This is a genomic window from Cellulosimicrobium sp. CpK407, assembly GCF_051844275.1.
GTDB lineage: Bacteria > Actinomycetota > Actinomycetes > Actinomycetales > Cellulomonadaceae > Cellulosimicrobium > Cellulosimicrobium cellulans_G.
In genome coordinates this window covers 21,060-41,182 of record NZ_JBGNYC010000028.1, presented here as the reverse complement: position 1 = coordinate 41,182, position 20,123 = coordinate 21,060, and the positions used below count along the sequence as shown (strand labels likewise).

Annotated in this window: 18 protein-coding genes; 12 read left to right on the top strand and 6 right to left on the bottom strand. The window is 74.5% G+C overall.

The features are described from left to right. The first annotated feature begins 59 nt into the window (after positions 1-59). Together ABWU78_RS13140 and ABWU78_RS13135 are read left to right on the top strand one after the other, a co-directional pair. Complete coding sequence (locus ABWU78_RS13140) at positions 60-1,025, top strand: NAD(P)-dependent alcohol dehydrogenase (RefSeq protein ID WP_439158658.1); 966 nt, start codon at positions 60-62, stop codon at positions 1,023-1,025. Positions 1,026-1,044: 19 nt separating this feature from the next. After that, entirely contained in the window at positions 1,045-2,346 is a 1,302-nt protein-coding gene (locus tag ABWU78_RS13135; RefSeq protein WP_439158668.1) for an alpha/beta fold hydrolase, read from the top strand. 12 nt (positions 2,347-2,358) lie between these two features. Here ABWU78_RS13135 and ABWU78_RS13130 read toward each other — a convergent pair whose 3' ends face one another. After that, entirely contained in the window at positions 2,359-3,867 is a 1,509-nt protein-coding gene (locus ABWU78_RS13130; protein ID WP_439158657.1) for a helix-turn-helix domain-containing protein, read from the bottom strand. A gap of 119 nt (positions 3,868-3,986) precedes the next feature. Here ABWU78_RS13130 and ABWU78_RS13125 point away from each other — a divergent pair, with 119 nt between their 5' ends. From ABWU78_RS13125 to ABWU78_RS13115, 3 genes are all read left to right on the top strand, one after another. After that, the gene (locus ABWU78_RS13125; protein WP_439158656.1) at positions 3,987-5,927 is read left to right on the top strand and encodes a phosphoenolpyruvate carboxykinase (GTP); all 1,941 of its coding nucleotides are present in this window, start codon (positions 3,987-3,989) and stop codon (positions 5,925-5,927) included. A 151-nt stretch (positions 5,928-6,078) separates the two neighbouring features. Further along, positions 6,079-6,714, top strand: a complete 636-nt coding sequence (locus ABWU78_RS13120; RefSeq protein WP_439158655.1) for a PRC-barrel domain-containing protein — start codon at positions 6,079-6,081, stop codon at positions 6,712-6,714. Continuing rightward, positions 6,711-7,418: a hypothetical protein gene (locus tag ABWU78_RS13115; RefSeq protein ID WP_353707711.1), complete on the top strand. Its 708-nt coding sequence runs from the start codon at positions 6,711-6,713 to the stop codon at positions 7,416-7,418. Before ABWU78_RS13120 ends, ABWU78_RS13115 begins: the two co-directional genes overlap by 4 nt. A 108-nt stretch (positions 7,419-7,526) precedes the next feature. On the opposite strand, the gene trpS is transcribed toward ABWU78_RS13115, so the two are convergent. Further along, complete coding sequence (gene trpS / locus ABWU78_RS13110; RefSeq protein ID WP_439158654.1) at positions 7,527-8,654, bottom strand: tryptophan--tRNA ligase; 1,128 nt, start codon at positions 8,652-8,654, stop codon at positions 7,527-7,529. 158 nt (positions 8,655-8,812) lie between these two features. Continuing rightward, a complete protein-coding gene (locus tag ABWU78_RS13105) occupies positions 8,813-9,850 on the bottom strand; it encodes a DMT family transporter (RefSeq protein ID WP_439158653.1) in 1,038 nt (345 codons plus the stop codon). Positions 9,851-9,933: 83 nt separating this feature from the next. Here ABWU78_RS13105 and ABWU78_RS13100 point away from each other — a divergent pair, with 83 nt between their 5' ends. The 5 genes from ABWU78_RS13100 to ABWU78_RS13080 all read left to right on the top strand — a co-directional run bounded on the left by ABWU78_RS13100 (position 9,934) and on the right by ABWU78_RS13080 (position 13,676). Then, the gene (locus ABWU78_RS13100; protein WP_439158652.1) at positions 9,934-10,851 is read left to right on the top strand and encodes a LysR family transcriptional regulator; all 918 of its coding nucleotides are present in this window, start codon (positions 9,934-9,936) and stop codon (positions 10,849-10,851) included. 47 nt (positions 10,852-10,898) lie between these two features. After that, on the top strand, positions 10,899-11,318 hold the full coding sequence (locus ABWU78_RS13095) for a YciI family protein (protein WP_439158651.1): 420 nt from the start codon (positions 10,899-10,901) through the stop codon (positions 11,316-11,318). Then, a complete protein-coding gene (locus ABWU78_RS13090) occupies positions 11,315-12,661 on the top strand; it encodes an RNA polymerase sigma factor (RefSeq protein WP_439158650.1) in 1,347 nt (448 codons plus the stop codon). Before ABWU78_RS13095 ends, ABWU78_RS13090 begins: the two co-directional genes overlap by 4 nt. A gap of 100 nt (positions 12,662-12,761) precedes the next feature. Beyond that, on the top strand, positions 12,762-13,223 hold the full coding sequence (locus ABWU78_RS13085) for a tRNA (cytidine(34)-2'-O)-methyltransferase (protein ID WP_439158667.1): 462 nt from the start codon (positions 12,762-12,764) through the stop codon (positions 13,221-13,223). Positions 13,224-13,343: 120 nt separating this feature from the next. Beyond that, a complete protein-coding gene (locus tag ABWU78_RS13080; RefSeq protein ID WP_353707707.1) occupies positions 13,344-13,676 on the top strand; it encodes a hypothetical protein in 333 nt (110 codons plus the stop codon). Between the two features lie 84 nt (positions 13,677-13,760). Here ABWU78_RS13080 and ABWU78_RS13075 read toward each other — a convergent pair whose 3' ends face one another. Together ABWU78_RS13075 and xylA are read right to left on the bottom strand one after the other, a co-directional pair. Continuing rightward, a complete protein-coding gene (locus ABWU78_RS13075; protein ID WP_439158649.1) occupies positions 13,761-15,356 on the bottom strand; it encodes a xylulokinase in 1,596 nt (531 codons plus the stop codon). Position 15,357: 1 nt separating this feature from the next. After that, complete coding sequence (xylA, locus tag ABWU78_RS13070; protein ID WP_439158648.1) at positions 15,358-16,548, bottom strand: xylose isomerase; 1,191 nt, start codon at positions 16,546-16,548, stop codon at positions 15,358-15,360. A 102-nt stretch (positions 16,549-16,650) separates the two neighbouring features. Here xylA and ABWU78_RS13065 point away from each other — a divergent pair, with 102 nt between their 5' ends. Then, positions 16,651-17,892 (top strand): ROK family protein, encoded by a 1,242-nt coding sequence (locus ABWU78_RS13065; protein WP_253054993.1) that lies wholly within the window; start codon positions 16,651-16,653, stop codon positions 17,890-17,892. A gap of 48 nt (positions 17,893-17,940) precedes the next feature. On the opposite strand, the gene ABWU78_RS13060 is transcribed toward ABWU78_RS13065, so the two are convergent. After that, the gene (locus ABWU78_RS13060; protein WP_439158647.1) at positions 17,941-19,008 is read right to left on the bottom strand and encodes a LacI family DNA-binding transcriptional regulator; all 1,068 of its coding nucleotides are present in this window, start codon (positions 19,006-19,008) and stop codon (positions 17,941-17,943) included. A 174-nt stretch (positions 19,009-19,182) separates the two neighbouring features. Here ABWU78_RS13060 and ABWU78_RS13055 point away from each other — a divergent pair, with 174 nt between their 5' ends. After that, positions 19,183-20,121 (top strand): carbohydrate ABC transporter permease, encoded by a 939-nt coding sequence (locus ABWU78_RS13055; RefSeq protein WP_439158646.1) that lies wholly within the window; start codon positions 19,183-19,185, stop codon positions 20,119-20,121. Positions 20,122-20,123: the final 2 nt, after the last annotated feature.

Here is a 20,123-nt window from a genome sequence, read left to right as displayed (position 1 = left end):
CCCAGCGCATTCCCCGCGCCGCGGTGGCTCCCGCCCGCGGGAGTCCCTACGGTGGTTGGGTGCGCGCGTGGGTCTACGAGCGGTACGGCGACGTCGATGAGCTGCACCTCCGTGACGTGCCGGAGCCAGTGCCGGCGAAGGGCGAGGTCCTCGTCGAGGTCGTCGCGACGTCCGTGAACCTGTCGGACTGGGAGGCCCTGCGGGGCAGCCCGGGCTACGCGCGCCTCGACGGGCTCCGCGCGCCACGCACCCGGGTCCTCGGCTCCGACGTCGCCGGCCGCGTCGTCGCGGTCGGGGACGGCGTCACGCGCTTCCGCCCGGGCGACGAGGTCTACGGCGACAACCTCCCGCGCCGCGGCGGGTTCGCGGAGCTCGTGACGATGCCGGAGAAGGCGGTGGCGCACAAGCCGCCGGGGCTCACCTTCGTCCAGGCGTCCACGATCCCGCAGGCGGGCGCCATCGCGCTCCAGGCCCTCGAGCCGGCGGCTCCGGAGGCTCGCGTGCTCGTCAACGGCGCGGGCGGCGGTTCCGGGAGCCTCATGGTCCAGCTCGCCGTCGCGCGAGGCCTGCGCGTCACCGCGGTGGACAACGCGGGCAAGCTCGACTTCCTCCGGCGGCTGGGTGCGCACGAGGTGATCGACTACCGTCAGACCGACTTCACGCGGACCGGCCCCTACGACCTCGTCGTCGACCTCGTCGCGCACCGGTCCGTGTTCGCCTACCGGCGCGCGCTCGCCCGCGGAGGTCGGTGCCTGATGGTCGGCGGCACGCTGCGGACGCTGCTCCGCATGCTCACCATCGGGCCCGTCCTGGGAGCGCTGACCGGTGCCCGGCTCGGCGTGCTCTTCGTGCGCCAGGGGCCGCGCCACTTCGCCCCGCTCGCCGACCTGTGCGCCGCCGGCGCCGTCGAGATCCCCGTCGACCGTACGTTCCCCCTCGCGGACGTGCCCGCCGCGCTCACGCTGCACGGTGAGGGGCGCGCCCTCGGGAAGGTCGTCGTCACCGTGCGCCACGACGCTGGCTAGGGTGGGGCGCGTGAGCGTCCTGCGCGAGACCAGCTACACCGTCCCCGGCATCCACGTCACCGACCGCGAGCTCGCGGTGCCGCTCGTCTGGGGCGACGACGGCGACCCGCGCCGCCTGACGCTGTTCGTGCGCGAGCTCGTCGACCCCGTGCGCCGTCGCGACGACCTGCCGCTGCTCGTCTTCCTCCAGGGCGGCCCGGGCGGCAAGGGGCCGCGCCCCACCGGCCCCGACGGCTGGGTCGGCACGGCGCTCGAGACGCACCGGGTGGTGCTGCTCGACCAGCGGGGCACCGGGCGCTCGTCGGCCGTGCGGGGCGCGGCGCTCGCGGCCCGCGGGACGGGCGCCGCCCAGGCCGACTACCTGTCACACTTCCGCGCCGACGCGATCGTCGCGGACGCGGAGCACGTGCGACGCACGGTCTACGGCGGCCGGCGCTGGTCGTCGCTCGGGCAGTCGTACGGCGGCTTCCTCACCATGACCTACCTGTCCCGGGCGCCCGAGGCCCTCGACGCGTGCTACGTGACGGGCGGCCTGCCGGGCCTGACGGCGGACGCGCGCGAGGTCTACCGCCGCACCCAGCCGCGCGTCGTCGCGAAGAACGCCGCCTACCGCGAGCGGTACCCCGACGACGCGGTCCGGCTCGCGCGCGCCGCGGACCGCCTGGCCGTGGGCGACGTGCGCCTGCCCGACGGCGACGTGCTCACCGTCCGTCGGCTCCAGTCGCTCGGCATGGATCTCGGGATGAAGCCCGGCCCGGAGCGCATCCACTGGGTCGTCGACGAGGCGTTCGACGCCGACGGGCCCGACGAGCTCACCGACACCTTCCTCGCGGAGGTCGCCGCGGCGACGTCGTTCCGCACCAACCCGCTCTACGCCGTCCTGCACGAGTCGATCTACGCGCAGTCCGGCACCGGACCCACGGCCTGGGCAGCCGAGGCGGTGCGTGCCGAGGACCCCGCGTTCGACCCGGCGGCCCGGCCGCTGCTGCTCACGGGCGAGATGATCTACCCCTGGATGTTCGACGAGGTCGCGGCGCTGCGTCCCTTCCGCGCCGCGGCGGAGGCGCTCGCCGCGCGCGACGACTGGCCGGACCTGTACGACCTCGACGTGCTCGCCCGCAACGAGGTGCCCGTCGAGGCGGCGGTGTACTTCGACGACATGTTCGTCGACGCGGGCCTCTCGCTCGACACCGCGGCCCGCGTGGGCAACGTCCGCACGTGGGTGACCAACGAGTTCGAGCACGACGGCCTGCGCACGGGCGACGTCCTCGCCCGCCTGCGCGACCGCCTCGCCGCCCGAGGCGGCCCCCTCCCCACGTGACCCACCTGACGGTCACGACGGGGCGTGCTTCGCCAGGAACGCGTAGACCTCTGTCGCGTCGACGCCCGGGAACGCGCCGGACGGGAGCGCGGAGAGCACGTGCTGGTGCATGCGGGCGCTCGGCCACGACGCGTCCTCCCAGCGCCTCGCCGCGTCGGCGGCGGGGCGGCGGCAGCACGACTCGTCGGGGCACGACGACTGACGCCGCACGGTCGTGTCCCGGCCGCGGAACCACTTGGCCGACGCGAACGGGACTCCGACGGCGATCGAGAACTGACCTGTCGTCGTCGTGCCGGTCTGCGTGGAGCACCAGAACGTCCCGGCGGGCGTGTCGGTGTACTGGTACGACTCCTGCGCGCGGTCGCGGCGCGCGAACGCCTCCCGGACGGCCCACCTGCGGCAGACCATCTGGCCCTCGATCGCGCCGGTCACGTCGGCCGGCAGGGGGAGCCCGTCGTTCTCGTAGCCGCGGAACAGCGCGCCGTCGTCGCCCACGCGCAGGAAGTGCAGCGGGATGCCGAGGTGCACCGTCGCGAGGTTGGTGAAGCGCTGCGCCGCGGCCTCGTGCGTCACGCCGAACGCGTCGCGCAGGTCCTCGACCGCGAGGTCCTTCTCGCGCTTGCGCCGCTCCAGGAAGTCGACCGCCGCGCTCTGCGGGATGAGGCAGCACGCCGCGAAGTACGTGATCTCGACGCGCTGGCGCAGGAACTCCGCGTACGAGCGCGGCCGCTCGTGCCCGAGCACGCGGTGCGCGATCGCCTGGAGGGCGAGCGAGCGCAGGCCGTGGCCGCCGGGGATGGACGCGGGGGGCAGGTAGATGCGCCCGTTCTCCAGGTCCGTGACCGTGCGCGTCGAGTGCGGCAGGTCGTCGACGTGCCAGATGGTGAAGCCGAGCTGCTCCGCCATGCGCGCGACCGTGCGGTGCGTCAGCGCCCCGACCGTGTACCCGGCCTTGCGCGCCATGTCCTCGGCGAGCTCCTCGATCTCCGGGTAATAGTTGTCGCGCGCCTGGCGCTCGAGGCGCAGCTCCGTGTTCGCGCGGCGCGCCTCCTCGGGGGTCGCGACGGCCTCCGTCGCGCGGCGCTGGAGCTCGGCGTGCAGCCCGACGAGGTGCTCCAGGACGGGCAGCGGGAGCTTCTGGCTCGCCTTCACGACCGGCAGGCCCAGCCCGGCGAACAGCGGACCGCGCTGCGCGCGGTCGAGCGCGATCTCCAGAGCGGCCCGGCGCGACGGCGGCTCGTCGGTGAGCAGGTCCGTCACCGAGACGTCGAGCGCCTGGGCGAGGTGCTGCAGGAGCGACAGCCGCGGCTCGCGGCGCCCGTTCTCGATCATCGACAGCAGGCTCGGGGCGGTGCCGACCGCGGCGCCGAGCGCGTCGAGCGTGAGGCCGCGGGTCGTGCGGACGTGGCGCAGGCGGCGGCCGAGCGTGAGGAGGTCCGCCTGCGGCCCGGGCGCCGCCTCCTCGCGGGCGCGACCGCCGGAGCGGCCGTTCGGCGGATCCGTGGGCGGTGAGGTGGCCATGACTTGACGATATGTCAAGATCAGCGATTCTTCACCGCGTCCTGGTTGGAAATCCTGACCGCTGGGGCCCGAAGGTGGAAGGAGCACGAGGCCACCGCCGACCCTTGGGAGCGCCCCCGATGAGCACAGCCGCCCGCACCGTCCACCCGCGCCGCACGCGGTCCGCCGCCCTGCTCGACGACGTCGAGACCGACCTCGTCGGGCTGCGTGCCACGTCCGGCTCGGTCTCCGCGTTCGGGAGCGGCGACCCGCGCCCCCGCGACGCCCGCGCGTGGGTGCGCGAGATCGCGAACCTCACCGAGCCCGACGCGATCGTGTGGTGCGACGGCTCCGCAGCGGAGAAGCGACGGCTCATCGACCTCCTCGTCGACGCCGGGACCCTGCTCCCCCTCGACCCCGAGCTGCGCCCGGGCAGCTACCTCGCGCGCTCCGACCCGAGCGACGTCGCGCGCGTCGAGTCCCGGACGTTCATCTGCTCGCGCGCCGAGGTCGACGCCGGACCGACGAACAACTGGCGCGAGCCCGAGGCCATGCGCGCCGAGCTGCGCGGCGTGTTCGAGGGATCGATGCGCGGCCGCACGATGTACGTCGTCCCGTTCTCGATGGGTCCGGTCGGCGGGCCGATCTCGCAGGTCGGCATCGAGGTCACCGACTCGCCGTACGTCGTGGTGAGCATGGGGATCATGACGCGCGTCGGCCAGGAGGTCATGGACCTCATCGACGCCGGCACCCCGTTCGTCCCGGCGGTCCACTCGGTCGGCGCCCCGCTCGTCGACGACACCGGCGCCGTCACGGACGACGTGCCGTGGCCGTGCAACGACACCAAGTACATCGTCCAGTTCCCCGAGACGCGCGAGATCTGGTCCTACGGCTCGGGGTACGGCGGCAACGCGCTCCTCGGCAAGAAGTGCTTCGCGCTGCGCATCGCGTCCGCGATGGCGCGCGACGAGGGCTGGCTCGCCGAGCACATGCTGCTCATCCGCGCGACGTCGCCCGAGGGCCGCGCCTACCACCTCGCCGCCGCGTTCCCGTCGGCGTGCGGCAAGACGAACCTCGCGATGCTGCGACCCACCATCCCCGGCTGGACCGTCGAGACCATCGGCGACGACATCGCGTGGCTGCGGCCCGGCCCCGACGGCCGCCTGCGCGCGATCAACCCCGAGGCCGGCTTCTTCGGCGTCGCGCCCGGCACCGGCGTCGAGACCAACCCGGCCGCGGTCGAGACGTTCGCGCGCGACACGATCTTCACGAACGTCGCGCTCACCGACGACGGCGACGTGTGGTGGGAGGGCCTGACCCCGGAGCCGCCCGCGCACCTGATCGACTGGACCGGCCAGGACTGGACGCCGGACGCCGGCCGCCCCGCCGCGCACCCGAACTCGCGGTTCACCGTCTCTGCCGCGCAGTGCCCGACGATCGCCGACTCGTGGGAGGACCCCGAGGGCGTCCCGATCGACGCGATCGTGTTCGGCGGGCGCCGCGCGACCAACGTGCCGCTCGTCGCGCAGGCGTACGGGTGGGAGCACGGCGTGTTCATGGGCGCAACCATCTCCTCCGAGCAGACGGCCGCCGCCGAGGGCACCGTCGGCGCGCTGCGCCGCGACCCGTTCGCGATGCTGCCCTTCTGCGGCTACAACATGGCCGACCACTGGGCGCACTGGCTCCGCGTCGGTGCCTCGCTCGACCCCGACAAGCGGCCGAAGATCTTCCAGGTCAACTGGTTCCGCAAGGACGCCGACGGCCGCTTCCTCTGGCCCGGGTTCGGCGAGAACTCGCGCGTCCTCGCGTGGATCGCGGCGCAGGTCGACCGGTCGCGCGGCGTGCGCACCGACTCCGGCGCCGTGAAGAGCCCCGTCGGCCTGCTGCCCGCGCCGGGCGCGCTCGAGGTCGGCGGCCTCCACATGGACGACGGCGACCTCGACGCCCTGTTCGACGTCTCGCCCGAGCAGTGGCTCGCCGAGGCCGAGCTGACCGCCGAGTTCTTCGACACGTTCGGCAACCGCGTGCCCGACGAGCTGTGGGCGCAGCTCGCCCGGCTGCGGGACCGGCTCGGAGCCTGACGCGCGGGCCGCCCGGCGTCGCGTCCCCCACCACCGGGGACGGGGCGCAGGGCGGTCGCCGCCCGCGTGCGTGCGCCCGTGCACGCTCGCACGATGGAGATGTCGGCTCCAGCAGACGGGCCTCGGTGCAGCACCGACCGAAGGACCCGCCATGATCAGCACGGACCAGATCGAGAGGCTGCTCTCCGGCGGCACCGTCGTCTCGCAGGCCGGTGAGAAGGTCGGCAAGGTCGGCCAGGTGTTCCTCGACGACCGCACCGGCGAGCCCGCGTGGGTGACGGTGAAGACCGGTCTGTTCGGCACCGCCGAGTCCTTCGTCCCCCTCGCGGACGCGGACGTCCAGGGCGACGTGGTCCGCGTCCCGTACACCAAGGACACCGTCAAGGACGCTCCCCGGGTCGACGACTCCGAAGGACACCTCTCGCACGAGGAGGAGACGGAGCTCTACCGCTACTACGGCCGAGGGTCCACACCGGACGACGCGCCCTCCGGGCGGGAGGCCGGCACGTCCGAGCACGACCGGGAGGGTGAGAGCGCCGAGGCCGGGGTCGGCAGGCACGCCGCCGGCCCACCCGGGGACGACGCGCCGCTCGGCTCCGGAGGCCGGCGGAGCGACCCCGGAGCCGGCCCGGAGGGCACGTACCGGCTGCGCCGCTACGTCGTCACGGAGTACGTCGCCGAGACGGTGCCCGCCGACGAGCTGCCGCAGCCTCCGCAGTCCCCGGGCGAGGGCGCCGGCTCCGAGTCGTCGCCCGGCAGGAACCCTCGAGAGGAGCGCCGGTCATGAGCACGAGCTACGGGGCGACCCCGCCCCAGGACGACCGCCCGGGCCACGGCCCCCGCGGCGCCGAACCTCACGGCACAGATCCTCGCGGCACAGATCGTGGCGGCACGGGCCCTCGCAGCACGGACGAGCCCCTCGCCCGCGACCGTGACGCCGTCGTGGCGCGCGAGAGGGAGGAGTACGGCGGCATCAAGATCGGCTCGGCCTTCTTCGGGTGGCTCACCGCCACCGGGACCGCCGTCCTGCTCACGGCCCTGGCCGCCGCCGCCGGCGCGGCCTTCGGCCTCTCCGGTACCACCGATGCCCAGGAGGTCGTCGACCAGGCGAGCGAGAACGCCGAGACGATCGGCATCGTCGGCGGCATCGTGCTGGTCGTCGTGCTGTTCGTCGCCTACTACTGCGGCGGCTACGTCGCGGGTCGCATGGCGCGCTTCGACGGCGCGAAGCAGGGCCTCGCCGTGTGGCTGTGGGCCGTGGTCGTCGCGATCGTGCTCGCCCTCCTGGGACTCGTGGCAGGAAGTCGGTACAACGTGCTGTCGCAGCTCAACACGTTCCCCCAGATCCCGGTGAGCACGAGCGACCTCACGACCGGTGGTGTCATCGCCCTCGTCGCGGCCGCCGTGGTGAGCCTCGTCGGCGCCGTCCTCGGCGGCCTCGCGGGCATGCGCTTCCACCGCAGGGTGGACCGGGCCGGCCTGGAGGCCTAACACCGGGACGAGATCGTCGGCACGACCGATGCGCCCCGGTTCGAGCGCTGCACTCCCCCGTGCAGCACTCGAACCGGAGCGCATCGTCCGGCACGGCACGGGTCGCCGTCAGTACGCCGTGCCCATGAGGTCGCGGACGTCGGCGAGGGTGCGGTCGGCGATCGCGTTCGCGCGGGCGTTGCCCTCACGGAGCACGCCGAGGGGGTCGGGGCCGTCGCCTGCGGCCAGGGCCCGGCGTCGGGCCCGCAGGGGGCGCAGGTGCTCGACGAGCGCGTCGGTCACCACCTGCTTGAGCCGCCCCGCGCCCGCCGCGCCGACCTCGTCCGCGAGCGCCTCCGGCGTCGTCCCGGCCGCGAACGCGCCGAGCGTGAGGAGGTTCGCGACCTCCGGGCGGCGCTCGGGCTCGTACGTGACGTGTCGCTCGGAGTCCGTGCGGTGGCGGCGGACGAAGCGCGCGGTGGCGTCCTCGTCGTCGCGCAGCTCGAGCGCGTTGCCCGCAGACTTGCTCATCTTGCGCCCGTCCGTGCCGAGCACGGTGGGGGCGGGCGCGAGCAGCACGTCGGGCTCGGGGAAGTACGGCTGCGCGGCGGCGTAGCGCTGGTTGAAGCGGCGCGCGATCGTCCGCGTGAGCTCGACGTGCGGCAGCTGGTCCTGCCCGCCGGGCACGAGGTTGCCGTGGCAGAACAGGATGTCGGCGGCCTGGTGCACGGGGTAGGTGAACAGCAGGCCGCTCATGGGCCGCCCCTGCCGGGCCGCGGCGGCGACGGCCTCGGCCTTCACGGTCGGGTTGCGCTCGATCTCGGCCGTCGTGACGAGACTGAGGAACGGCAGCAGGAGCTGGTTGAGGGCCGGGACCGCGGAGTGCGCGAAGATCGTCGTGCGCGCGGGGTCGATCCCTGCGGCGAGGTAGTCGAGCACGACCTCCCGCACGGTCGCGGGCAGGTCGCCGGCGTCGTCGCGGTCGGTGATGACCTGGTAGTCGGCGACGACGAGCACGACCTCCACGCCGTCGTCCTGGAGCCGCACGCGGTTGGCGAGCGTGCCGAGGTAGTGGCCGAGGTGCAGCGCGCCGGTCGGACGGTCGCCGGTGAGGACGCGGTACCCGGACGGGTCGGTCGCGAGGCGGGCCTCGATCTGCGCGGACCGCTCGCGCGCGGCGGCGACGGACGCGGTCGACGACGGCGTGGCTCCGTCCGCGGGGCGGGTCGCCCCGGCGGGGGCGAGGGTCGTGGTCATGGTGGCTCTCCTTCGGCGGGGAGCCGCGCGCCGCGTCCCGGTCGGGTGGGCCCGGACGTGACGACGTCCCGGCTGCGGCGCGCAGCTCGGGACGTGGGCAGGACTGGTCACGGCTGCGGGTGCAGCCACCACCAGCTCTGCGTGATCATGCGTCCACCTTACGCCGCGGGTCCCGCGGGAACGGAGCCCCGGGTCAGCCCCGCGCGACGGGAGCCCGGTCTGCGGGGACGGCTGGGCAGCGTCGCGACCGCGACCCCGGCGAGGCACAGCGCGCCACCGGCGAGGGTGACGACCGCGGGGACCTCGGCGAGCACGAGCCAGGACAGCACGACGACGAGCGGCGGGACGAGGTACGTCGTCGCCGCGGCGCGGCCCGCGCCGAGCCGCGAGAGCGCGTAGCCCCAGGTCGTGAACGCGACGGCGGTCGGGCCGAGCCCGAGCAGCACGACCGCCCACGTCGACGACGACGGCGCGGTGGCGGCGTCGGCCGCGAGCGCCGGGGCGAACGGCAGGAGGGCGGCGGTGCCCGCGAGGCACCCGACCCACGTCATGGTCAGCGCGTCCACGCGCGCGAGGAGCCGCTTCTGCGACGTCGCACCCGCGGCGTAGAGGACGGCGGCCGTGAGCCCGAGGGCGACGCCCAGCACGTCGCGCTCACCCGACGACGTCGCCGCCGCGATGACCGCGACCCCGGCGAACGCCGCGGCCATGCCCACGAGCAGGCGGCGCGGGAAGCCCTCGCCGAGCAGGACGCCGGCGAGGACCGCGACGAGGACGGGCGCGACGTTGACGAGCAGCGCCGTCGTGCCCGCGTCGAGGTGACGCTCGGCGGCGTTGAGCGCGAGGTTGTAGAGGCTGAACCACCCCACGCCCCACGCGAGGACGCCCACGAGCACCCTGCCCCGCGGGAGCACGGGCCGGTGCCCGCTGCGCATCCACCGCACGGCGACGATCACGGTCAGCCCGATGCTGCCCGCGAGCTGGCGGCCGAGCGCGAGCGCGCCGGGGTCGTAGTCGTGCCCGGCGGCGCGCACGCCGATGAACGCCGAGGCCCACAGGACCACGGTGACGGCGACGGCCGCGACGACGAGGGCGGCGCCGCGGCGCCCGGACGCGGCGGCGGGGGCTGCCGCGGGCGGGCCGCCGGCCGGCGCGGCGGAGACGACGGACGGGGCTGCGGTCTCGGGTGCGGTCACGTCCTCGATGGTCGCGCGCCCCCACCGTTCAGCACCAGCACGCGTTCCTTCCGCTCGATTCAGTCTCGCTGTAGCGTGGAGGGATGCTCGACGTCCACCGCCTGCGCATCTTCCGCTCCGTCGTCGCGAGCGGTTCGGTCCAGGCCGCCGCGACCGCGCTCGGGTACACGCCGTCCGCCGTGAGCCAGCACGTCGCCGCGCTGCAGCGCGAGACGGGCCTGACGCTCCTCGAACGCGCGGGTCGCGGCGTGCGGCCCACCGCGTCGGGGCTCGCGCTCGCCGCCCAGGCCGACGGCGTGCTCGCGCGCCTCGGCGAGGCAGAGGCTGTCGTCGCGGACCTGCGCGCGGGACGGACCGGCTCGCTCTCCCTCGCCTACTTCGCCTCCGTGGGCGCCGCGTGGCTGCCGCACGTCGTGCGCCGGCTCACGACCGACTTCCCCGGTGTCCGCCTCGACCTGGAGCTGAGCGAGACCATCCCGGACGACCCCGACTCGCGGGCCGACGTCCAGCTCGTGGTCGCGCCGCGCGGGTTCGACCCCGGCGGCGGCTTCCGCGCGTACCACCTGCTCGACGACCCGTACGTCGTCGTGCTGCGCGACGACCACCCCCTGGTGCACCGCGACGAGGTCGAGCTCGTCGAGCTGCGCGGCGAGCGCTGGGTCGACAACGACTTCGCGCGCGGCTGGTGCCGCCGCAACCTCGTCGAGGCGTGCACGGCCGCCGGGTTCAGCCCGCCCTTCCACGTCGAGGCGCACGACTACCCCACGGCGATCGCGTTCGTCGGGGCCGGGGTCGGCGTCACGGTCCTGCCCGCGCTCGGCGCCGCGCACCTGCCGCCCGGGCTCGTCGCCGTCCCCGTCGTCCGGCCGGCTCCCGTGCGCTCGATCCACGCCGTGCTGCGCGACGCCGTCGTGGGCACGCCCCCGGCCCGGGCCGTCCTCGACACCCTCCGGGACGTCGTGGGCGCACGTGTCGATCTCGCGGGTTCCCGTTCGACCTGAGGATGAGAGGGTCGGGAGGTCCGGCCCGCCGACACCAGGAGACGACGATGAAGTACATGCTCATCATGCGTGGCAGCGACGAGAGCCAGGCGGCGTTCGAGGACGTCTCGTTCGACGAGATGCTCGAGACCGTCGGGCGGTTCAACGACGAGCTGATCCGGGCGGGCGTCCTGCTCGCGGCCGAGGGCCTGGACGACGCCGCGCAGGGCGTGGTCGTCGACCTCTCGTCCGACGTGCCCGTCGTGACCGACGGCCCGTACGGGGAGACCAAGGAGCTGTTCGACGGCTACTACGTCCTCGACGTCGCGTCGAAGGAGGAGGCCGTCGAGTGGGCCAAGCGGCTCCCGTACTCCGGCCCCGGGGCCAAGGTCGAGGTCCGCCGCGTCACGACGATCGACGAGTTCCCGCAGGACAACGAGTGGATCCGCAAGGAGCGGGCGTGGCGCGAGGCGACCGGCCAGCTGTGAGCGCACCCGGCGCGGGCGCCGGTCCGGGTGTCGGCCAGAGCCAGCAGGCCGACCCGGGCCGGCGCGCGGTCGAGGCCGTGTGGCGCATCGAGTCCGCACGGATCGTGGGGGCGCTCGCGCGGTACACCGGCGACTTCGCGCTCGCCGAGGACCTCGCGCAGGAGGCGCTCGCCGAGGCGCTCGTCGCCTGGCCCCGCGACGGCGTGCCGCGCCACCCCTCGGGCTGGCTCCTCACGGTCGGCAGGCGCCGCGCGATCGACGCGTTCCGCCGCCGTGCCGCCCTCGACGAGCGCTACGCGGCGCTCGCCCACGGACTGGGCGAGGGCGCCGTCGTCACCGGCGGGCCGCCGTCGGGCCCCGCGGACGGCGCAGGCACCGACCTGCTCTGGGACCCGGACCAGGTCGACGACGACGTGCTCGCCTTGATGTTCGTCGCGTGCCACCCGGTGCTCTCGCCGGAGGCGCGCGTCGCGCTCACCCTGCGCGTGGTCGGGGGCCTCTCGAGCGACGAGGTCGCGCGCGCGTTCCTCGTGCCGACGGCGACGGTCCAGGCCCGCATCACACGCGCCAAGAAGACCCTGGCCGCGGCCGGCGTGCCGTTCGGCGTGCCGCCGGCCGACGAGCGGCGCGAGCGCCTGGGCTCCGTGCTCCACGTGCTGTACGTGATCTTCACGGAGGGGTCCACGGCCACGACCGGCGAGGACTGGCTGCGCCCCGACCTCGCGCACGAGGCGCTCCGGCTCGCGCGCGTCCTCGCCGGACTGGTCCCGGACGAGCACGAGGCCCACTCGCTCGTCGCGCTCCTCGAGCTCACCGCCGCGCGGTTCCCCGCCCGCACCACGCCCGACGGCGACCCCGTGCTGCTCGCGGACCAGGACCGACGGCGCTGGGACCGGTCCGCGATCCGGCGCGGTCGCGCGGCGCTGGCCCGCGCCGACGCGGTCGGGTCACCCGGTCACGGGCGCGGCGCCTACGGCCTCCAGGCCGCGATCGCCGAGTGCCACGCGGTCGCCGCGTCGGTCGAGGAGACGGACTGGGACCGCGTCGTCCTCCTCTACGAGGCGCTGGGACGGCTCGCGCCGTCGCCCGTCGTGGAGCTCAACCGGGCCGTGGCCGTCGCGATGGCGCACGGCCCGGCGCCGGCGCTGCGGATCGTCGACGAGCTCGTCGCGACCGACCATCTGCCCGGGTTCCACCTCCTGCCGAGCGTGCGCGCCGAGCTGCTCGGCCGCCTCGGCCGCGTCGAGGAGGCGCGCGCGGAGTACGAGCTCGCGGTGCGGCTGTGCCCGAACGCGCGCGAGCAGGACCTGCTGCGCCGCAAGGCCGCCGCGCTCGGGACCTGACGCGCGACGCTGCGAGAATCGGTGCGTGAACGAGACCCCCGACCCCCGCACCGACTGGCGGCCGCACGTCGCCGACCCGGCCGCCCGATCGCCGTCGACCCTGCCCCACGTGGTGTTCCACGAGCCGCGCATCCCCGGCAACACGGGCAACGCGATCCGCCTCGCGGCGGTGACCGGGGCGCGTCTGCACCTCGTCGAGCCGCTCGGGTTCGACCTCGACGAGCCCAGGCTGCGCCGCGCGGGCCTCGACTACCACGACCTCGCGGCCGTCGAGGTGCACGCGGACCTGGACGCCGCGCTCGCGAGCCTCCCCGGCCGGGTCTTCGCGTTCACGACGCGCGCGACGACGTCGTTCACGGACGTCACCTACCGGCCGGACGACGTCCTGCTGTTCGGCCCCGAGCCGACGGGTCTGCCCGCCGACGTGCTCGCCCACGAGCGGATCACGGACCAGCTGAAGATCCCCATGCTGCCCGGGCGCCGCTCGCTCAACCTCACCAACGCGGCGTCGATCGCCGTCTACGAGGCGTGGCGGCAGACGGGCTTCGCCGGCGGCACGTAAGGGAAAGCACGTACCTGGCGGAGGTCAAAGTTACGTAGTCCACGAGTTGCTGGCAGAGCGGCGCCACGGTGAACTGTGGCCGAGCCGATCCCGGCCACCACACCTGAGCAAAGGAGCTCCATGCGAACCATCCGACTGCGCACCCTGGCCGTCTCCGCCCTCGCTGCGGCCGCCGTCGCGATCGCGCCCTCGGCGAGCGCGGCCCCCTACGACGGCGGCGTGTGCTCGTTCGACGTGACCCGGACCGGGAACGTCTTCACCGTCAGCGCGGGCACGTGCGACTGGGTCCTGCTCGAGGTCTACGGCTCCGCCTACGGGATGAACCTCAACCGCTCGGTCTCCACGACGAGCGTCGCGTCGGTGACGATTGAGGGCCCGGTCTGGGGCGTGACCGGCGCCGCCGCGGTGGGCCGCAAGGCCGGAGTGACGGGCCCCGTCGTCCGCGTGCTCTGACCGCTCCCGCCCACCGTCGTGGGCGCACGAAGGGCCCGACCCCCTCACGGGGGCCGGGCCCTTCCCTGCTGTCACGAGGTCGTGTCAGACGAGGTCGCGGACCGCCGCGTACTGGTCGCGGATCGCCGGGACCGGGTCGGCCTCGACCACCGTGGCCGACGACGCGGCCCACGTGGGCGGGGCGACGTCCGCCCCTGAGCCGCCCGTCTCGTGCGCGGCGAGGACCCACGCCGCCTGGCGCGCGGCGCCGTCGGCCACGTACTCGCCCGGCTCGGGGACCGTGACGGGCAGGCCCAGGACCTGCGGCGCGATGCGCCGGACCGCCTCGGACTGCGCGCCGCCGCCGATGAGCTGCACGCGCTCGACCCGCACGCCGAGCGCCCGCAGCGCGTCGAGCCCGTCCGCGAGGCCGCACAGCATGCCCTCGACGTACGCGCGCGCGAGGTGCTCCGGCGTCGACGTGCCGAGCCGGATCCCGTGCAGCGTGCCCGACGCGTCGGGGCGGTTGGGCATGCGCTCGCCCTCCAGGTACGGCACGAGCACGAGCCCGTCCGCGCCGGGAGGCGCCTGGAGCGCGAGCCGCGACAGCCCCGCGTGGTCGACGCCGAGGACGGCGCGCGCCGCGTCGAGCACCCGGCTCGCGTTGAGCGTCACCGCGAGCAGCAGGTACCGGCCCGTCGCGTCGGAGAACCCGTTGACGAGGCCGGAGCCGTCCGCCGTGCGGTCGTCGGTCACGGCGGACACGACGCCCGACGTCCCGATCGACACCGCGACGTCGCCCGCGACCATGCCGAGGCCGAGCGCGGCACCGGCGTTGTCGCCCGCGCCGGGGCCGAGCAGCGTGCCGCCCTCGACCGCGCTCCCTGCGACCGACGCGTGCGCGACGCCCGCCACGGCGGACGGAGCGACCACGCGCGGGAGCACGACGTCGGTCCGGCCGAACGCGAGCTCCAGCAGGTCGAGGCGGTACGCGCCCCGGCCGTCGTCCCCGTCGTCGCGGGTCGCGTCGTAGTACCCCGTCCCGGACGCGTCGGACGCGTCGGTGGCGAGCGCGTCGAGGTCCGGGCCGAGCGGCGCGGACTCGTCGCCCACCGGGCCGTACCCCGCGATGCGCCACGTGAGCCAGTCGTGCGGCAGCGCGACGGCGGCGACGCGCGCCGCGTTCTCCGGCTCCGCGTCGCGCAGCCAGCGCAGCTTCGTCACCGTGAGCGACGCGACCGGCACCGACCCGATCGCGTCGGCCCACGCCTGGGCGCCCGCCTCGGTCGCGGACTCGACCCGGTCGTGGGCGTCGGGGACGCCCTCGGCGAGGCGGGCCTCGCCGAGCTCGCGGATCAGGTCGCGCGCGGCCGGGGCCGAGCGCGTGTCGTTCCACAGGAGCGCGTCGCGGACGACGTTCCCCTCCGCGTCGAGCGCGACGAGCCCGTGCTGCTGGCCGCCGACGGCGAGCGCCGCGACGTCGTCGAGCCCGCCCGCCGCGGACGCGGCCTCGCGGAACGCGGCCCACCACGCGTCGGGGTGCACCTCGGTGCCGTCGGGGTGCTTGGCCGAGCCGGTGCGCACGAGGGCGCCCGTCGCGGCGTCGCGCACGACGACCTTGCAGGACTGCGTGGACGTGTCGACGCCGGCGACGAGCGTGCGCTCGCCGCCGGCGTCGGACGTCCTGGCGTCGGTCGTCACCTCAGCCGATCAGGTGCTCGAGCGCGAGCTGGTTGAGGCGCACGAAGCCGAAGTCGCGGTTCGCCGCGGCGTCGACGTCGAACTCCTCGTACGCGCTGCGGTCCGCGAGCAGGTCGGCCACGGACTCGCCCTCGGCGAGGGTCGGCTGGCCCAGCTCGAACACGCCGGAGTGCGCGAACGCCTCCTGGACGCGGGAGTCGGCACGGTAGGCCGCGGCCTTGCGCGCGAGCAGGCGGTAGGTCTCCATGTTGGCGCGCGCGGAGTCCCACACGCCGACCTCGTTCTCGGTGCGCGACGGCTTGTAGTCGAAGTGGCGCGGGCCCGTGTACGTGGGGCCGCCGTTCGGGAAGCCGTTCTCGAGCAGGTCGACCGTGAAGAAGGCCGAGAGCAGGTCGCCGTGGCCGAACACGAGGTCCTGGTCGAACTTGATCGAGCGCTGGCCGTTGAGGTCGATGTGGAAGAGCTTGCCCGCCCACAGCGCCTGGGCGAGGCCGTGCGTGTAGTTGAGGCCGGCCATCTGCTCGTGGCCCGTCTCCGGGTTGAGGCCCACGATGTCGCCGTTGTCGAGCTTGGCGATGAGGCCGAGCGCGTGACCGATCGTCGGCAGGAAGATGTCGCCGCGGGGCTCGTTCGGCTTGGGCTCGAGCGCGATCTTGAGGTCGTAGCCCTTCTCCTTGATGTACGCCGCGGTGAGGTCGAGGCCCTCGGCGTAGCGCTCGTGCGCGGAGTGCAGGTCCTTGGCGCCGTCGTACTCGGTGCCCTCGCGGCCGCCCCACATCACGAACGTCTTGGCGCCCAGCTCGGCGGTGAGGTCGACGTTGCGCAGCACCTTGCGCAGCGCGTAGCGACGCACGCCGCGGTCGTTCGACGTGAGACCGCCGTCCTTGAACACGGGGTGGCTGAACAGGTTCGTCGTCACCATCTCGATGACCAGGCCCGTCTCCTGCGCCGCCTGGCGCACGGAGTCGAGGCGCTTGGTGCGCTCGGCGTCGTCGGCGCCGAAGGGCACGACGTCGTCGTCGTGGAACGTGAAGCCCCACGCGCCGAGGTCGGCCAGGCGGCGCACCGACTCGGCCGGGTCGAGCACGGGACGGCTGGCGCTGCCGAACTGGTCCTGCGCGGTCCAGCCCACGGTCCACAGACCGAAGGAGAAGTTGATGTCTGCGTCGTGCCGGGTGGTCTCGTCGGCCACGGTGGTCTCCTCGTCGAGAGGGCCGCGGCGCTGTCCTCGCGCCGACGGCCTATTTATGTCGTACGGATGAACTTATCCGCCCGGGTCGGTAAGGTCAAGACCGTGAACCGCAGCGTCGCGACCCGCACGGGTCCCCCAGCAGCCCGGCAGGCCACGCTGCGCGAGCACAACCTCGCTCTCGTCGCCCGCGCGGTCTTCGAGTCCGCCGAGCCGTGCTCGCGCGCCGACATCGCGGCGTCGAGCGGTCTCACGCGCGCGACCGTCTCGACGCTGGTGGACCGCCTCGTCGCCGCGGCCATCGTCGCCGAGCTCCCGCCCGCGACCCCGCAGCGCGCCGGCCGGCCGGCGGTCCCCCTCGCCCCCGCGCCGCGCTCGATCGTCGGGCTCGGCCTGGAGGTCAACGTCGACTACCTCGGCGGCCGCGTGCTCGACCTCACGGGCGCCGTCGTCGCCGAGCACGTCGACCCCGACGACCTCCACGACAGCGACCCCACCGACGTGCTCGCGCGGCTCGGCCGCATCGCGCAGGACCTCCTCGCGAGCGTCCGCGCCGACGGCATGACCGTCGCGGGCGCCCGCCTCGCCCTGCCCGGCCTCGTCGACACGCGCGCGGGGCGGCTCGAGGTCGCCCCCAACCTCGGCTGGTCCCACCTCGACCCCGGCCCGCTCCTCGGGCTCGGCCCCGACGTCCCCGTCGAGATCGGCAACGAGGCCAAGCTCGCCGCGCTCGCCCAGGCGAGCCACGGCGTCGTGGCCGACGACGCGTCCGACCCCGCGCCCGAGGCGGCGCCGTCGACCTACCTCTACGTGTCCGGAGACGTCGGCATCGGGTCCGCGATCGTCGTCGACCGCCGGCTGTTCCACGGACGCCACGGCTGGACCGGCGAGGTCGGGCACGTCGTCGTCGACCCGCGCGGCCCGCGCTGCCGCTGCGGCGCGACCGGCTGCCTCGAGCAGTACGCGGGCAAGGACGCGCTCCTGCGCGGGGCGGGGCTGCCCGTCGACGCGCCCACCGAGGCGCTCGTGGCCGCGCTCGACGCCGCGGAGCCCGGCGCGCTCGCCGCCGTCGAGCGGGCCGGGACCGCGCTCGGCAGCGCGCTCGCCGACTACGTGAACCTCGTCGACATCGACACCGTCCTGCTCGGCGGCATCTACCCCGCGCTCCTGCCCTACCTGCGCAGCGCGGCCGACGCCGAGCTGCGCACGCGCGTCCTCGCCGCCCCGTGGACGGACGTCGTCCTGGTCCCCGCCCCGGTCGGCGACCACGCCGCCCTCACCGGCGGCGCGCGCGAGGTCCTGCGCGGCGTCGTCGAGGACCCGAGCGCCTGGGTCGCCGAGGACTGACCCTCCGCCGCAGCCCAGCAGGCCCCAGCAGGCCGACGACCACGGGCTCTAGCTCGGGGGCGGGGCGGTGCTGGCGCGCTCGACGAGGCGGGTCGGGACGAGGCGGGTGCCGGCCTCGTGGACTCCCTCGCGGACCTGCCGGAGCACCTGCTCGACGAGCCGACGGCCGACCTCGGCGAAGTCCTGGTGGACGGTGGTGAGCGGGGGCAGGAACTCGCTCGACTCGGGCAGGTCGTCGAACCCGACGACGCTCACGTCCTCGGGCACGCGCCGGCCCGTGTCGTGCAGGGCGCGCACGAGCCCGAGGGCCATCTGGTCGTTCGCGACGAAGACCGCGGTGACGTCGTCGCGCTGCGCGAGGCGCAGCCCGGCTTCGTAGCCGGACGACGGCGACCAGTCGCCCCGCTCGATCGTCGGCACCTCGCGGCCCGCCTCCTCGAGCGTGGCGCGCCAGGCGGAGGTCCGGCGCTCGGCCGCGAACGAGAGCGCAGGACCCGCGAGGTGGTGCACGGTGCGGTGCCCGAGGTCGAGCAGGTGTCGCACGGCCTGGCGCGTGCCGTCGGCCTGGTCGGTGTCCACGACGGCGTAGCTCTCGCCGGCGTCGGAGTCCGCGACGACGACCTGGACGCCGGGCGGCAGGCTGACCCGTGCGACGTCGAGGAGGTGGACCTCCATGAGCAGGATGATCGCGTCGACGGCGAGCTCACCGAGGCGCGTGAACGCCCCGTGGACGCCGTCCTGCGTGGGCGCGGCGACGGGGATGACGGTGATGGCGTAGCCCTCGGCGGCGGCGGACGTCGCGATGGCCTCGAGCGTGCGGACGTTGCCGGTGGTCGCGAGCGAGAAGAGGATGACGCCGATGGTGCGGAACGACCCGCTCTTGAGCGCGCGGGCGGCGCTGTTGGGCCGGTAGCCGAGCTCGGTCATGGCCTCGAGCACGCGCGAGCGGGTCGTCTCGACGACGCCCGGGTGCCCGTTGGAGACGCGGGAGACGGTCTGCGCGGAGACCCCCGCGACGCGCGCGACGTCGGCCATCGAGACGCGCCGCGCCGTGCGTGCGGCAGCTCCCCCGGTGCGCGTCAGGGCGGGGGTCTCGTCGTCGAGCCCGTCGGTCATCTCGTCCTCGTCCTCGTGGTGTCGGCACAGTACCCGTGCCGGACCGGCGTCGTGGCCGGTCACCGACCAGCGTAGGCGATGTTTGCGTAAACACCGAACCTCGTGCCATGCTCATGTTTACGCAAACACCGGCGACGACCGACGTCGCCGTCCCCCGATGACGAGGACCCCAGCATGACGACGACGTCCCCACCCGTGGCGGGGCACCGGCCACCGGTCGGCGCACCTTCGTCCCTCCCGGCCCGGCGCCGACGGCGCTCGTGGACCGGCTGGGGCTTCGTGGGCCCGTTCATGGCGGTCTTCGCGCTGGTGTTCCTGGCACCGATCGCCTACTCGATCTACCTCAGCCTGTTCCGCACCCAGATGGTCGGCGGCACCCAGTTCGTCGGGTTCGACAACTACGCGCGCGCCTTCTCCGACCCGCAGTTCTGGTCGGGCGTGTCGCGCGTCGGGCTGTTCCTCGTGGTGCAGGTCCCGATCATGCTCGGCATCGCCCTGCTCGTCGCGCTCGCGATCGACTCGGGGCGCCTGTACGGGCGCAACTTCTTCCGGATCTCGATCTTCCTGCCCTACGCCGTCCCGGCCGTCGTCGCGACGCTCATGTGGGGGTTCATGTACGGGACGCGGTTCGGCCTCATCGCGAACATCAACGACGCGCTCGGCACGTCGATCGCGAACCCGCTCTCCCCCGACTGGGTGCTGCTGTCGATCGGCAACATCGTGACCTGGGAGTTCGTGGGCTACAACATGCTCATCTTCTACTCGGCGCTGCGCGTCGTGCCCACCTCGCTCTACGAGGCGGCCGAGCTCGACGGCGCGTCGCAGTGGCAGGTCGTCCGGGCGATCAAGATCCCCGCGATCCGCGGCTCGCTGGTCATCGCCACGATCTTCTCGATCATCGGCTCGTTCCAGCTCTTCAACGAGCCGAGCATCCTCCAGAGCCTCGCGCCGAACGCCATCACGACGTACTTCACCCCGAACCTGTACGCGTACTCGCTGTCGTTCTCCGGCCAGCAGTACAACTACTCGGCGACCGTCGCCATCATCATGGGCGTCCTCACGATGATCGTGGCCTACGTCGTCCAGCTGCGCGGCATGCGCAAGGAGGCCTGACG

Excerpts from the sequence above, each read along its gene's own strand:
- ABWU78_RS13130 (WP_439158657.1), bottom strand. The coding sequence starts at position 3,867 with ATGGCCACCTCACCGCCCACGGATCCGCCGAACGGCCGCTCCGGCGGT.
- ABWU78_RS13125 (WP_439158656.1), top strand. The coding sequence starts at position 3,987 with ATGAGCACAGCCGCCCGCACCGTCCACCCGCGCCGCACGCGGTCCGCC.
- ABWU78_RS13120 (WP_439158655.1), top strand. The coding sequence starts at position 6,079 with ATGATCAGCACGGACCAGATCGAGAGGCTGCTCTCCGGCGGCACCGTC.
- ABWU78_RS13115 (WP_353707711.1), top strand. The coding sequence starts at position 6,711 with ATGAGCACGAGCTACGGGGCGACCCCGCCCCAGGACGACCGCCCGGGC.
- trpS (WP_439158654.1), bottom strand. The coding sequence starts at position 8,654 with ATGACCACGACCCTCGCCCCCGCCGGGGCGACCCGCCCCGCGGACGGA.
- ABWU78_RS13100 (WP_439158652.1), top strand. The coding sequence starts at position 9,934 with ATGCTCGACGTCCACCGCCTGCGCATCTTCCGCTCCGTCGTCGCGAGC.
- ABWU78_RS13095 (WP_439158651.1), top strand. The coding sequence starts at position 10,899 with ATGAAGTACATGCTCATCATGCGTGGCAGCGACGAGAGCCAGGCGGCG.
- ABWU78_RS13080 (WP_353707707.1), top strand. The coding sequence starts at position 13,344 with ATGCGAACCATCCGACTGCGCACCCTGGCCGTCTCCGCCCTCGCTGCG.
- ABWU78_RS13060 (WP_439158647.1), bottom strand. The coding sequence starts at position 19,008 with ATGACCGACGGGCTCGACGACGAGACCCCCGCCCTGACGCGCACCGGG.
- ABWU78_RS13055 (WP_439158646.1), top strand. The coding sequence starts at position 19,183 with ATGACGACGACGTCCCCACCCGTGGCGGGGCACCGGCCACCGGTCGGC.